General features: G+C 68.8%; 14 protein-coding genes. 6 read left to right on the top strand and 8 right to left on the bottom strand.

What is annotated here, in order from left to right; all coding sequences use genetic code 11:
• The first annotated feature begins 75 nt into the window (after positions 1-75).
• Both RTL41_RS16785 and RTL41_RS16780 read left to right on the top strand, forming a co-directional pair.
• Positions 76-474 (top strand): NADH:ubiquinone oxidoreductase subunit NDUFA12, encoded by a 399-nt coding sequence (locus tag RTL41_RS16785; protein WP_312166226.1) that lies wholly within the window; start codon positions 76-78, stop codon positions 472-474.
• Positions 475-476: 2 nt separating this feature from the next.
• On the top strand, positions 477-1,133 hold the full coding sequence (locus tag RTL41_RS16780) for a DUF2155 domain-containing protein (RefSeq protein WP_312166225.1): 657 nt from the start codon (positions 477-479) through the stop codon (positions 1,131-1,133).
• Here the strand turns inward: RTL41_RS16780 and aat are convergent.
• The 4 genes from aat to RTL41_RS16760 are packed head-to-tail and all read right to left on the bottom strand — an operon-like array spanning position 1,073 to position 4,077.
• Entirely contained in the window at positions 1,073-1,720 is a 648-nt protein-coding gene (gene aat, locus RTL41_RS16775) for a leucyl/phenylalanyl-tRNA--protein transferase (RefSeq protein WP_312166224.1), read from the bottom strand. The two genes, RTL41_RS16780 and aat, sit on opposite strands and share 61 nt — an antisense overlap.
• A 60-nt stretch (positions 1,721-1,780) precedes the next feature.
• Positions 1,781-3,133, bottom strand: coding sequence for an acetyl-CoA carboxylase biotin carboxylase subunit (accC, locus tag RTL41_RS16770; RefSeq protein ID WP_312166223.1), 1,353 nt, complete (start codon positions 3,131-3,133; stop codon positions 1,781-1,783).
• Between the two features lie 4 nt (positions 3,134-3,137).
• Positions 3,138-3,617 carry an acetyl-CoA carboxylase biotin carboxyl carrier protein gene (accB, locus tag RTL41_RS16765; RefSeq protein WP_312166222.1) on the bottom strand — a complete coding sequence of 160 codons (480 nt, stop codon included), beginning with the start codon at positions 3,615-3,617 and terminating at the stop codon, positions 3,138-3,140.
• 10 nt (positions 3,618-3,627) lie between these two features.
• Positions 3,628-4,077, bottom strand: a complete 450-nt coding sequence (locus RTL41_RS16760; RefSeq protein ID WP_312166221.1) for a type II 3-dehydroquinate dehydratase — start codon at positions 4,075-4,077, stop codon at positions 3,628-3,630.
• 87 nt (positions 4,078-4,164) lie between these two features.
• Between RTL41_RS16760 and thiS the strand changes: the two genes are divergently transcribed.
• The 4 genes from thiS (at position 4,165) to RTL41_RS16740 (ending at position 6,664) form a co-directional block, all read left to right on the top strand.
• Complete coding sequence (thiS, locus tag RTL41_RS16755; protein WP_312166220.1) at positions 4,165-4,365, top strand: sulfur carrier protein ThiS; 201 nt, start codon at positions 4,165-4,167, stop codon at positions 4,363-4,365.
• A gap of 1 nt (position 4,366) precedes the next feature.
• The gene (locus RTL41_RS16750; protein WP_312166219.1) at positions 4,367-5,155 is read left to right on the top strand and encodes a thiazole synthase; all 789 of its coding nucleotides are present in this window, start codon (positions 4,367-4,369) and stop codon (positions 5,153-5,155) included.
• On the top strand, positions 5,155-5,805 hold the full coding sequence (locus RTL41_RS16745; protein ID WP_312166218.1) for a DsbA family protein: 651 nt from the start codon (positions 5,155-5,157) through the stop codon (positions 5,803-5,805). The genes RTL41_RS16750 and RTL41_RS16745 overlap by 1 nt, the downstream gene beginning before the upstream one ends.
• 61 nt (positions 5,806-5,866) lie before the next feature.
• Entirely contained in the window at positions 5,867-6,664 is a 798-nt protein-coding gene (locus RTL41_RS16740; protein WP_312166217.1) for an SDR family oxidoreductase, read from the top strand.
• Here the strand turns inward: RTL41_RS16740 and RTL41_RS16735 are convergent, their stop codons facing one another.
• From RTL41_RS16735 to RTL41_RS16720, 4 genes are all read right to left on the bottom strand, one after another.
• Entirely contained in the window at positions 6,665-8,155 is a 1,491-nt protein-coding gene (locus tag RTL41_RS16735; RefSeq protein ID WP_312166216.1) for an FAD-dependent oxidoreductase, read from the bottom strand.
• A gap of 90 nt (positions 8,156-8,245) precedes the next feature.
• Positions 8,246-8,998: a DsbA family protein gene (locus RTL41_RS16730; RefSeq protein WP_312166215.1), complete on the bottom strand. Its 753-nt coding sequence runs from the start codon at positions 8,996-8,998 to the stop codon at positions 8,246-8,248.
• Positions 8,999-9,037: 39 nt separating this feature from the next.
• Positions 9,038-10,441: a M48 family metalloprotease gene (locus RTL41_RS16725; RefSeq protein WP_312166214.1), complete on the bottom strand. Its 1,404-nt coding sequence runs from the start codon at positions 10,439-10,441 to the stop codon at positions 9,038-9,040.
• Positions 10,442-10,558: 117 nt separating this feature from the next.
• Positions 10,559-13,228, bottom strand: a complete 2,670-nt coding sequence (locus RTL41_RS16720; protein WP_312166213.1) for a ribonuclease E/G — start codon at positions 13,226-13,228, stop codon at positions 10,559-10,561.
• Positions 13,229-13,529: the final 301 nt, after the last annotated feature.

The following is a 13,529-nucleotide window of genomic DNA, read 5'->3' as shown; positions in this document are numbered from 1 at the left end:
CTCTCGCGCCGCTGGACGCTGAGGGGCCGGGCGCCTATAGTCCGCCCGCTTCCCGTCTGTCTGGAATTCCCAAACGTGCTCAAGAATATCTTCACCTGGTGGAACGGCGCGACCATCGGCATCCGCAACACCGTGGGCCGCCGTGGCGTGTTCATCGGCAAGGACGAGCTGGGGAACAGCTATTACGAGGCCAAGGACGACAAGGACTCGTACGACAAGGGCCGCAAGCGCCGCTGGGTGATCTACAACGGCTATGCCGAGGCCTCGAAGGTTCCCTCCGAGTGGCACGGCTGGCTGCACTACACCTTCGACGAGCCGCCGACCACGGCGCCGCTGAAGCGCCAGGCCTGGGAACGCGATCACATCCCGAACCTGACCGGCACCGTCCACGCCTGGAAGCCGCAGGGCTCGATCGCGCGCGGCGGCGAGCGTCAGAAGGCGTCGGGCGACTACGAGGCCTGGCGGCCCGAATAGGCATGTCGCGGGGCCGCATCCTTGCCGGACTGGCCGTGCTGGGCGCCCTGGCGGGCGCCGGCATGGTGAGCGCGCAGCCCGCCCCCCAACAGGGACAGCCGCCTCTGCTGCAGGTCCCGGCTCCAGCGACGCCGGGTCCCAACGGCGGGGCCCAGGCGCCGCGATCGCCGCCGCCCGACGAAGAGGCGCCCCCGGCCCAGGTCGCTGCGCCGCCGCCGGTGGCCGCGCCCCCCATTTCCGCCGAAGAAGTCGAGGCCGCGCCGCCGCCCAAGGCGCAGGTGGCCGTCAAGCCGACCGAGGCGGCCAAGCGCGCCCGCTATGACGTCGCGGTGATCCAGGCGCTGGACAAGGTCTCGGCCGAGTCCATGCGCTTCGAGGCCGCCGTCGGCCGCCCTGTCCGCTACAAGAACCTGGTGTTCACGGTGAAGGCCTGCGAGCGGTCGGCCTCGGACGAGGCGGTCGAGGACGCCATCGCCCACGTCACGGTGGAGTCGCAGCCGCGCGCAGCGCCGGGCAAGCCGACCCCGCCGCCGCGCCAGGCGTTCCGCGGCTGGATGTACGCCTCCTCGCCGGGCCTGAACCCGCTGGAGCACCCGATCTACGACGCCTGGCTGATCACCTGCAGGGCGGCGACGCCGGGTCCGACCGCCGTGCGCTGAAAATCGGCCTGCGCCTCGAGCGCGCGGGCCAGGCGGCGGTGATATTCCGCCCTGGGGACCTCGACCGCGCCGAAGGTCGTCAGGTGATCGGTGATGAACTGGGCGTCCAGCAACTGGAAGCCGTCGGCGAGCAGTCGCGCGACGAGATGGACCATGGCCACCTTGGAGGCGTCGGTGCGGCGGCTGAACATGCTCTCGCCGAAGAACGCCGCGCCCAGCGAGACGCCATAGAGGCCGCCGACCAACTCGCCGTCCGCCCAGCACTCGACGCTGTGGGCGTGGCCCATCTCGAAGAGCTGGGCGTAGAGGTCCTCGATGACCCCGTTGATCCAGGTCTCGGTGCGGCCGGGCTTGGGGGCCGCGCACTCCACGACCACCTGGCGAAAGGCGGTGTCGATGCGGATCTCGAACGGATCGCCGCGGACCGTGCGCGCCAGCCGGCGGGAGACGTGGAAGCTGTCCAGCGGGACGATGCCGCGCTTCTCCGGGTCGATCAGGAAGACGCGGTCGTCTTCGCGCGCGTCGGCCATGGGAAAGACGCCGCGGGCGTAGCATTGCAGGAGCTCGCGGGGGCCGAAACGCTTCATGCGGCGCAGACTAGGGGATTTCGGGAGGCGTTTCCCTCCCCATGAAGGGGAGGGAAGGGATCAGGCCTCGTCCTGTTGCGACTTCATCCAGCGTTCCAGCCAGTGGATGTTGTAGTCGCCGGAGAGGAAGTCGGGCTGTTGCAGCAGTTCCTGGAACAGCGGGATCGAGGTCTCGATGCCGCCGACCACCATCTCGCCCAGGCAGCGGTTGACGCGGGCGATGCACTCCTCGCGGTCGCGGCCATGGACGATCAGCTTGCCGACCAGGCTGTCGTAATAGGGCGGGATCGAGTAGCCGGCGTAGAGCGCGCTGTCGAGGCGCACGCCCAGGCCGCCCGGGGCGTGGAAGTCGCTGACCAGGCCGGGCGAAGGCGCGAAGGTCTTCGGGTTCTCGGCGTTGATCCGGCATTCGATGGCGTGGCCCTCGAACACGACGTCTTCCTGCTTGAACGACAGCGGCAGGCCCGCGGCGATGCGGATCTGTTCGCGCACCAGGTCGATGCCGGTGATGGCCTCGGTGACCGGATGCTCGACCTGCAGGCGGGTGTTCATCTCGATGAAGAAGAACTCGCCGTTCTCGTACAGGAACTCGATGGTGCCGACGCCCAGGTAGCCGATGGCCTTGATCGCATCGACCACGACCTTGCCGATCTTGGCGCGGGCCGCAGCGTCGATGACCGGCGAGGGGGCTTCTTCCAGCACCTTCTGGTGGCGGCGCTGCAGCGAGCAGTCGCGTTCGCCCAGATGGCAGACATTGCCGAACTTGTCGGCGATGACCTGGATCTCGATGTGGCGCGGGGTCTGGAGGTAGCGCTCCATATAGACCGCGTCGTCGCCGAAGGCCGCGCGGGCCTCGGCGCGGGCGGTGGAGACCGCTTCGTAGAGGTCCTCCTGGGTCTGGGCGACCTTCATGCCGCGCCCGCCGCCGCCGGCGGCGGCCTTGATGAGCACCGGGAAGCCGATCTTCCTGGCCGCCTCGAAGGCTTCCTCCTCGGTGGTCACCGCGCCGTCGGAGCCGGGGACCACGGGGATGCCCGCGTCCTTCACCGCCTGCTTGGCGGTGATCTTGTCGCCCATCATCTTGATGTGCTCGGCGGTCGGGCCGATGAAGGTGAAGCCGTGGGCGGTGACGATCTCGGCGAAGCGGGCGTTTTCCGAGAGGAATCCGTAGCCTGGATGGATCGCCTGAGCGCCCGTGATCTCCGCCGCGGCGATGATCGAGGGGATGTTCAGATAGCTCTTGGCGGCGGGGGCGGGGCCGATGCAGACGCTTTCGTCGGCCAGCCGCACCCACATGGCGCCGGCGTCGGCCTCGGAATGGACCGCCACGGTGGCGATGCCCATCTCCTTGCAGGCCCGGTGGACCCGCAGGGCGATTTCGCCGCGGTTGGCGATGAGGATCTTGTCGAACATCGACCTACTCGATGACGATCAGCGGCTCGCCGAACTCGACCGGCTGAGCGTCCTGGACGATGATCTCGACGATCTTGCCGCCGCGCGGGGCCGGGATCGGGTTCATCGTCTTCATGGCTTCGACGATCAGCAGGGTCTGACCGGCGGTGACGGTGTCGCCGACCTTGACGAAGGGCGGGGCGTCGGGCTGCGGCTGCAGGTAGACGGTGCCGACCATCGGGGAGTTGACGACATCGCCCTTGCGTTCGGCGGCGGCGGGCGCGGCCTCGCCGGCCGCGACGACCGGGGCGGCGGCCACGGGGGCGGGCGCGTGGGCGTACTGAACCGGGGCCTGGGCGACGGTGAGGGTCTTGGCGACGCGAATCTTCAGGTCGTTGTGCTCGACTTCGATCTCGGAAAGGCCGGTCTCGGTGAGAATGTCGGCCAGTTTGCGCACCAGACGCGCGTCGATCGGGTCGGCGGGGGCCTTGGGACTGCTAGCCATTTGATAATCCTTAGTTTTGGCTTTGACGGGCCAGGCCCGCGGCGGCCTCGACGGCCAGTTCGTAGCTCGCCCCGCCGAAGCCGGAGACGACCCCGGTGGCGGCGAGGGACACATAGGTTTCACGGCGGAACGCTTCGCGCGCCGCCGGGTTGGAGAGGTGACATTCGATCACAGGAATATCGAGTGTCTTGAGCGCGTCCAGCAGGGCCACGGAAGTGTGACCATAGCCCGCAGGATTGATCACTACGGCGCAGGCCTCGGTCCGGGCTTCCTGCACCCAGTCGATGAGCTGGCCTTCATGGTTGGTTTGGCGGAAGACCACGGCATGACCGAGGGCGCCGGCGCGGCGTTCGCAACGGGTGCGGACGTCCTCCAGCGTCTCCTTTCCGTAAATCTCCGGCTCCCGGACCCCCAAGAGGTTGAGGTTGGGCCCGCTAAGCACATAGATCGGTTTCGACATTCGGCTCCGCCGTCGATTCCGCCGTCTTGTAACGGGCGGCGGCGGGGGTCACAAGCATTCGGAAACTTCAAGCTTCACGAGGGCGTCATGACGCTGACCATCAACGGGGAACAAAGGGCCTTCGCCGGGGTGTCGAGCGTGGCCGCCCTGGTGAGCGAACTGGGCCTGGATCCCCGCAAGGTGGCGGTCGAGCGCAACCTGGAGATCGTACCGCGATCGGCCTATGGACAGACCGCGCTCGCCGACGGCGACCGCATCGAGATCGTGCATTTTATCGGAGGCGGCTGACATGGACGGGTCTATCCACAAGGAGGACACCTGGAGCGTGGCGGGCCGGACCTTCACCTCGCGGCTGATCGTCGGGACGGGGAAGTACAAGGACTATGCCGAAAACGCCGCCGCGGCCGAGGCCGCCGGCGCGGAGATCGTCACCGTTGCCGTGCGCCGGGTGAACCTGTCGGACCCCAACCAGCCGATGCTGGTCGACTATGTGAAGCCCGACCGCTTCACCTTCCTGCCCAACACCGCCGGCTGCTTCACCGGCGAGGACGCGATCCGCACCCTGCGCCTGGCGCGCGAGGCGGGCGGCTGGGACCTGGTGAAGCTGGAGGTGCTGTCGGACACCAAGCACCTGCTGCCGGACATGGAGGAGACGCTGCGGGCGCTGAAGCTGCTGGTCGCCGACGGATTCCAGGTGATGGTCTACTGCTCGGACGACCCGGTCTACGCCAAGAAGCTGGAGGACGCCGGCGCGGCGGCGATCATGCCGGCGGCCGCGCCGATCGGGTCGGGACGGGGCATCCAGAACTTCCTGAACCTCGGGCTGATCATCGAGCAGTCGAGCGTGCCGGTGCTGGTCGACGCGGGCGTCGGCACGGCGTCGGACGCGGTGCTGGCCATGGAGACGGGCTGCGACGCGGTGCTGATGAACACCGCCATCGCCGGGGCGCAGGACCCCATCCGCATGGCGGGCGCCATGAAACATGCCGTGATCGCGGGGCGGGAAGCATTTTTGGCAGGACGTATGCCAAAACGTATGTATGCTGACCCATCATCCCCGTTATCCGGTCTGATCTGATGAGCCTTGGCGTCGACGTCTACTGGTCCTTCCGCAGTCCCTATTCCTACCTGGTGACCCCACGCCTGCGGGAATTGGCCGAGACCTACGACGTCGACGTCCGCATGCGGCCGGTCTATCCGCTGGCGGTGCGCTCCGAAGGCTTCTTCACCAAGCAGGACCCGCTGTTCGTGCCGTACCTGGTGCGCGACGTCCGGCGGCTGGGGGATTTCCTGGGCCTGCCGCTGGCCTGGCCCAATCCCGATCCGGTGGTGATCGGGCAGAACCTCAACGGCGCGGCCGAGCAGCCGCATCTGGACCTGCTGATGCCGCTGGGCGTGATGGCGGCGCACAAGCCGCAGGCCCTGGCCTTCTATGACGAGGTCTCGCGCCTGATCTGGAACGGCCAGGACATGCCCTGGAACGAGGGCGACAAGCTGGCCCGCGCCATCGAGCGGGCCGGCCTCGACATGGCGCAGCTCCAGGCCGAGGCGGCCGGCAAGGCGGACGAGATCGCCGCCGAGATCGAGGCCAACCAGGAGGCTCACCGCGCCTCCGGCCACTGGGGTGTGCCGACGATGGTCTTCGAAGGCGAGCCGTTCTTCGGCCAGGACCGTTTCGACGTCCTGGTGTGGCGCCTCAAGCAACGCGGCCTGCGCGAACGCGCCTGAAGAATTCAGCGGCGTTCCGTGGCGGAAGGCGCTCTAGGCTCCTCGAAAACAGGAGGGGCGCATGGGCAAGTCCAACGGACGCCAGTCGATCTTCATCACAGGAGCGGCCTCGGGCATGGGCCGCGAGGCCGCCAGGCTGTTCGCGGGCAAGGGCTGGTTCGTCGGCGGCTATGACGTCAACGAGGCGGGCCTGAGCGCCCTGCAGGCCGAACTGGGCGCGGACAACTGCCTGGTGCGGCGGCTGGACGTCACCGACCGCGACGACTATCGCGCCGCCCTGGCGGAGTTCGGGGAGGCCACCGGCGGCAAGCTGGACCTGCTCTACAACAACGCCGGGATCGGGCGGGGCGGGCCGTTCGCCGAGCAGCCGTTCGAGGACGTGATCGCCGTCGTCCAGGTCAACCTGATGGGGGTGCTGATCGGCATCCACGAGGCGATCGGCCTGCTGAAGGCGACGCCGAATTCGCTGTGCTTCACGACCTCGTCGTCCTCGGCCACCTTCGGCATGGCCAATATCGCGGTCTATTCGGCCACCAAGCACGCGGTGAAGGGGCTGTCCGAAGCGCTCTCCGTCGAGTTCAAGGCCTATGGGGTGCGGGTGGCCGACGTGCTGCCGGGCCTGATCGACACGCCGATCCTGCCGCCGGAGGCGATCGCCAATGCGCCGAAGGAAGGCATGTTCCGCGCCATCCCGCCGGTCGAGGTGGCCAAGGCGGTGTGGGAGGCCTACCACGCCGACAAGCTGCACTGGTACGTGCCGCCGGAGCTGGTCGAGCTGGACAGGGCCGCGACGCTCTCGCCCGAGACCGTGCGCGATCAGATGGCCCAGGGCGGGCTGTTCAACGCCGCCAGCGAGTAGCTAGGCGCGGCTCATGTCGGCCTCGGCCGAGAGGCCGAGGAGCTGGAACATCTCGGTCCGGCCGGGGCCCGGCTTGGGCGGGTAGGCGTCGGCCTTCTGGTCCTTGCCGGTGACCCAGTAGCGCAGGATCTTGGCGAGGTTGTCCGGGCGCTTGAGCCAGGCCGAGGGGTGTTCCAGCATGTGGAAGCCGCGCAGGGCCTCGCGCAGCAGGTCGGCGTCCGAGCGGATGGCGACGTTGACGCCGTCCTCCAGGAAGCTCTTCACCAGCCTGCTCTTCAGGCTGGGCCGATAGCCGGGCGTCAGTTGCTGGCGGGCGCGGCGGATGGCCGAGCGGTCCTGGTCGCGCATGTTGAGATAGTAGGGGCGCAGTTCGTCGGTCACCCGGGCCTGGAACGCCTGGATGCGGTCGGTCGGGTCGCCGGTGGAGACCAGCACGTCGCGCAGGATATAGGCGCTGACGGCCGCAAACGAGCAGCCGCGGCCGTAGAGCGGATTGGTGCGCACCAGGGCGTCGCCGACCGCGAAGTAGCCGAGGACGGCCGGCGTCTCGCCGCCGCCGATGTCGCGCCAGCGGCTTTGCAGCTCGCCCATGCCGAACACGCGGCTGCCCCCCTCGGACGCCGCCGGATCGACCCAGGGCGCGAGGCCGGGCAGGCGCGCGCAGATGGCGTCGAACACCTGGGGCCGCACGATCGCCTTGCGCAGCTCCAGCTCCGGCTCGGGGGTGCAGAGGGTGATGGAGAAGCAGCCGTTGTCGGCCGGAAACAGGCCGAACTTCAGGAAGCCCAGGTCGCCGGTGGCGCCGGCCTTGGTGCGGGGCGGCTCCTGCACGCCGGGGTTCAGGCGGAAATGGCGGGTGAAGTAGACGATTCCCGCGCTTTCGCTCTCCTCGGTGATCGCCGCGCCTTCCTCGACGAGCTGTTCGATGCAGGACGAGGTGCGGCCGCCGCCGTCGATGACCACGTCGCCGATGATGTCGCGCGCGCCGTTCGCGTCGGCGACCGAGACGCCGACCACGCGCAGGCCCTGGGGATCGGACTGGGTCAGGAGCTTGCGGACGAAGGTCTCGGAGTCGATCCGCACGTTGGGATAGCGCTCGACATAGCGGCGGATGACCAGTTCCAGCGTGGTGCGGCGGCTGGTCAGGACCACGAAGTCGCGGTCGCCCGGCCGGGGCCGGTAGTCCAGCCGGTGCAGGTCGGTGAGCATGCGCTCGAAGCCCAGCTCGCGACAGCCGGCGGCCAGCAGATCGGCGTGCAGTTCGGGATGTTCGTTGCGGATGATCGTGCGCAGCCGGGCCAGGAAGGCGTGGCTGTGGCGCAGATGGCCGACGCCGCGGCGGGTCCAGTTCGAAAAGGCCTGGTCGGCGTCGCCGTGGGGCGGCGCCGGATCGCGTTCGAGAATGACGATATCGCGGCCGGTCGGCGCCAAGGCCAGCGCCGTACACAGGCCGCCGATACCAGCCCCGATAATCAGCACTCGCTCGTGCATTCGGCTCGCCGTGAGGACAGACTCTCAAAGCACTGAGAGAAGCCTAGCTGCGTCGTCCGGCGGCGCAAAGCCCGAGTTTGGCGAGCGGGCTCAGCCCTTGTCGATCTGGGGCGAGGGCACGGTCTTGAGCTTGCCGGTCTTGGCCTCGGCGATGGCGGCGCGCAGGGCCGGGACGTCGGCGCCCGGAATCACGCGGTCGCCGACGATGAAGGCCGGCGTGCCCTCGATGTCCAGGGCCTGGGCCAGGGCGCGGGTGTCGGCGATGTGCTTCTTGACCTCAGGAGAGGCGCCGCCGGCGCGGGCCGCGGCCGGATCGACGCCGACCGCGCGCAGGTGGCGGTCGATGGCGGCTTCGTCCAGGGCCTTCTCGGCCATGAAGCGCTCGAACAGCTCGATGTTCTTGGGCATGCCGGCCGGCGACAAGGCGACCTCGGCGGCGATGTTGCTCTCCGCGCCGAAGATCGGGAACTCCTTGAACACGAAGCGGACGTCCGGGTTCTCCTTGATCAGCTTCAGCACCTCGGGCGCGCTGACCTTGCAGTAGCCGCAGCGGTAATCGAAGAACTCGACGACCGTGATCTTGCCGTCCGGGTTGGCGACGAAGTCCCGCGGGTCGCGCTCAAGCTGCTCGCGGTACTTGGCGAGCGAGGCCTTGGCGGCCTCCTGGGCGGCGGCCTCCTTGTTCTGCTGCAGCTTCAGCACCGCCTCCTCGATCACCTCGGGGTGTTCGAGCAGATAGGCGCGGACCTTCTGGCCGAAGTCGTCCGGCTGCTTCTGGCAGGCGGCGAGGGGCAGGGCGAGGGCGGCGCAGGCGACGAGGACGCCGCGGGAAATCTTGGTCATGTCAGGCCAAATAAGGGAGAAGCGGGGCTTTGCGAAGGCTCAGCGTGACGAGCGGCGGTTGATCGAGCCCTCGGACGCCAGATCCTTGAGGTCGTCCTTGCTGGGATTCGAGGTCAGGACGATGTCGGTCGCGCGGCGCCATTCGGGGGTGTCCTTGTCGAGCTTTTCGCGGGCGCGCATGGCGAAGACGCGCGCCTGCCGGGGGTCGCCGACGGCGAAGAAGTATTCGCCGGTGGCGAGGCGGGCCAGGCCCTCCTTGCCCTGCTTGTCGTAGGCCTGGGCGAGGATCCGCCATGCGGTGGCGTTGTCGTGTTCCTGGGTCAGCGCCTTGCGGAGCTCGCCGACGCCTTCCTCGACCTTGGCGCTGTCGTCGAGGGCGATCAGCGTCTGGCCCAGGTTGATGCGCAGCAGCGGGGCGTCGGGCTTCAACTCGACCGACTTGCGCTGGGGGGCCTCGGCCTCCTGGGCGCGGCCGAACTCGAAGAGCACCTGGCCCTTGAGCTCCCAGAGGTAGGGGTTGTCCGGCTGTTCGGCGAGCAGGGCGTCGATCATCTTCAGCGACTGATCGGGCTGCTTCATCTGGTAGTAGGCGATCGCCCGGGCGTAGCGCGCCGGGTAGGACGTGTCCTTCTCGCCGTACTTGGTGATGGCCGTCGTCGGGTTGATGAACCCGTCCAGCTTGGCCTTCATGATCTCGTGCTCGGCGAGCGCCTCGGGCGGGTCGGGCGTGTCGTAGTGGGCGTTCTGCTCGACCCGGTGCCGCAGCGCCTCGATCCGCGAGGACGAGAGCGGGTGGGAGCGGAAATAGGCGAACCGCCGGGCTTCCTGGAAGACCTCCTGGTAGCGGAAGTTGTCGAAGAATTCGACGAGGCCCTTACCCGAGAGGCCGGCGCGTTCCAGCATGGCGGCGCCGGCCTGGTCGGCGCGGCTTTCCTGTTCGCGGCTGTAGCCCATGGCCCCGAGCGTGCCGAAGTAGCTGGCGCTGCCGATCAGGCCGGCGGCGCCTTCGCCCGAGCCGGCGAGTGCGGCGAGCACGCCCAGGCCCATGGTCAGCAGGAACGGCTTCATGCCCGCGGCGGTCATCTCGCCCGAGCGGGCCGAGTGGCCGGCCGCCAGGTGGCCGACTTCGTGGGCGATGACGCCCTGGAGCTGGTTGGGGTTCTCGGATTCGAGAATCAGGCCGGTGAACACCCCCATCGTGCCCGGCCCGGCGAAGGCGTTGAGGTCCTTCGAACCGATCAGCAGGATGTTGATGGACTTGGAGTCGACGCCGGCGGCCTTGAAGATCGGCTCGGAGTCCTTGCGCAGGATCTCTTCGATTTCGGTGTCGCGGATGAGCGAGATGCTCTCCTCGGCCCGGACCGGCGCGGCCTGCAAGACGAGGCAGAGCGCGGTGACCGCGGCCAAGGCGGTCTTCGAAACCGAACGGGCAGGGGACGCCATTCCGAACAACTCCAAGCGCCCCCCACAAAGCCCCATGGAAAGAAGCCTAACGCGCTTCAGACGGACTGGAAACCGGCTCGCAGGGCGCGAGCCGGTTTCCGAAGTCACAGCCCAGGGTTAGCCCCGGCGCCACCAGCCCTTCTTCGGCACGGGCGGGGGAGCGTTGATCTCGTTGGGATCGGGCTCACGCGCGACGGGCGCGACCGGGGCCGGCTCGGCCACGGGTTCCGGCGCAGGCTCGGGTTCGGGCGCAGTCTCGACGACGGTCTCGACCGGCTCGGCGACGACTTCAGCAGCGGCCGCCGCGGCCTCGGCGGCGATGGCCGCCTTGGTCCTGCGGGCGCGCGGCTTCTTCGCGGCGGGCTTGTCGGCGGCGACGGGCTCGGGCGCCGGTTCCGGCGCAGGCTCGGGAGCGACCTCGACAGTCTCCACGGCCTCGACGGTTTCGACCGTCTCAAGGGCTTCGGGGGCCTCGGGGGCGGCTTGCGCCTCGTCGGCCTTGCCGCGACCACGGCCGCGACGCGAGCGGGTCTTCTTGGGCTTGTCCTCGGCGGCGGGCAGTTCGACCCAGACGTCGAGTTCGACCTCGGGCTGGTCGTCGCTCACGCTCGGCGCCGGGGCAGCGACCTCGGCGGCGGCGGGAACCGGCGCAGGGTCGTTGGCCGGAACCGGGGCGGGCGTGCGGGCCGCCGGGAAGTCTTCCGACGGATCATGCCAGACGAAGGGATCGTCGCCGTAGGGCACCCAGGGGCGGGTCCACGAGAACATGTCGGCCGGACGGCCGTCATCACGCATCCGACGTCCGCCGCGACGCCCGCGGCGACGGCGGCGAGCGCCTTCCTCGGTCTCGCGATCGTCGGCGGGGCGGGGCGCAGCGGGGCGCTCGCCGCCTTCGCGGGCCTCGACCGGCTCGCCGTCGCGGCGTCCGCGGCGGCGACGGCGGCGGCCACGGCGTCCGCCGCGTTCCTCGCCCTCGGCCTCGTGGTCCTGGAAGCGCTGCTCGGCCTCGTCGTCGTCGGTGGCCTCGCGGTCGATGTCGACCTCGTCCTCTTCCTCGCCCTCGACGTCCTCTTCGTCTTCGAAGGCTTCGTCGTCGAAGTCGTCCTCGACCGGCTGGTAGGGCTGGATCGGGGCGTGATGGACCAGGGCGGCGTGCTCGGGCTTGGTCTCGCTGGCGGTGCGCTCGATCTCGTGGTCGGCGTGGGCCAGGGCGTCATCGATGGTGATGGTGATGAACAGGCCAAGGCTCTCGTGCAGACGCGCCAGGTGGTTGCGCTTCTCGTTGAGAATGTAGAGGCCGACGGCGCGCGGCACCTTCAGGGTCGCCTCGCCGCCGCCCTTCAGGGCTTCGATCTCGACGGCGCGCAGGGCCGACAGGGCGCTCGACTCGACCGAGCGGACCCGGCCGGTGCCGGCGCAATGCTCGCAGACGTGGGTGGTGCCTTCCAGGACGCCCGAGCGGCGGCGCTGGCGGCTGATCTCCATCAGGCCGAAGGTCGAGATCTTGCCCATCTGGACGCGGGCGCGGTCGTCCTTCAGCGCGTCCTTCAGCTTCTTCTCGACGGCGCGGTTGTTCTTCGACTCATCCATGTCGATGAAGTCGATGACGATCAGGCCGGCCAGGTCGCGCAGGCGCAGTTGGCGGGCGGCCTCCTCGGCCGCCTCCATGTTGGTCTTGAGGGCGGTGGCCTCGATGTTCCGCTCGCGGGTGGCGCGGCCGGAGTTGACGTCGACGGCGACCAGGGCCTCGGTCTGGTTGATCACCAGGTAGCCGCCCGAGCGCAGCGGCACGACCGGCGAATAGATCTGCGAGAGGTGGTCCTCGACCCGGTGCTTGACGAACAGCGGGGTCGCTTCGCGGTAGGGCAGCACCTTCTTGGCCTGGGAGGGCATCAGCATGCGCATGAACTCACGCGCTTCCTTGAAGCCGGCCTCGCCCTCGACCCAGACCTCGTCGATGTCCTTGTCGTAGAGGTCGCGGATGGTCCGCTTCACCAGGTCCTCTTCCTCGTAGATGAGGGCGGGGGCGACGGAGTGCAGGGTGGTGTCGCGGATGTTCTCCCACAGGCGCAGGAGATACTCGTAGTCGCGCTTGATCTCGGCCTTGGTGCGCTTGGCGCCGGCCGTGCGGACGATCAGGCCCATGCCTTCCGGCACGTCCAGGCTCTGGACCACGCCCTTCAGGCGCTTGCGGTCGGTGGCCGCGGTGATCTTGCGGCTGATGCCGCCGCCGCGGGCGGTGTTGGGCATCAGGACGCCGTAGCGGCCGGCCAGCGACAGGTAGGTGGTGAGCGCCGCGCCCTTGTTGCCGCGCTCTTCCTTGACGACCTGGACCAGCATGATCTGCCGGCGGCGGATCACTTCCTGGATCTTGTAGCGGCGCATCAGCCGCCGGCGGCGACGGGCGACCTCTTCTTCCATGACGTCGTCGTCGTCGGTGTCGACGACGTCTTCGTCCTCGTCTTCGCCGCCGCGCGCGCGGGGCTCGACATCGTCCTCTTCGTCGGCCTCTTCACGCATGAGCGCTTCGCGGTCGGCGACCGGGATCTGGTAGTAATCCGGGTGGATTTCGTTGAAGGCCAGAAAACCGTGGCGATTGCCGCCGTATTCGATGAAGGCTGCCTGAAGCGACGGCTCGACGCGCGTCACCTTGGCCAGGTAGATATTGCCTCTGAGTTGTTTGCGGTTCTGGCTCTCGAAATCGAATTCTTCAACACGTGGTCCGTCGACCACCACGACACGCGTCTCTTCGGCGTGTGCGGCGTCGATCAACATCTTCTTGGACATTAAGTACGTCTCCGAGGCGCGCCGCGAACTCTCGGCTCGGGCGCCGCCGGTCTGTCAGGAGGGCGCGCACGCCACCGCCTATCGCCTTGTCGAAGCCGACAAGGCGGGCGGTAGGCCGAAATAGGGCTCGAGCGGCGCTGCCCATTGGTGTGTTCCCAGGCGCGCCCAACGATAAGGCGCGGATCGGATGACGCGTGGCCGCCGAAGGGGGCGAGGCCGACGCGGGTTTTGTCGCGCGAACCGCAGCCTTGCGACGCAAGGCGCGCACGGTTCAGCGCGGGCGGACATTGCAACACTGGCG

This window comes from Phenylobacterium sp. (assembly GCF_031984885.1).
In the GTDB taxonomy this organism is placed as follows: Bacteria; Pseudomonadota; Alphaproteobacteria; order Caulobacterales; family Caulobacteraceae; genus Phenylobacterium.
This window is presented reverse-complemented; position numbering and strand designations above follow the sequence as displayed.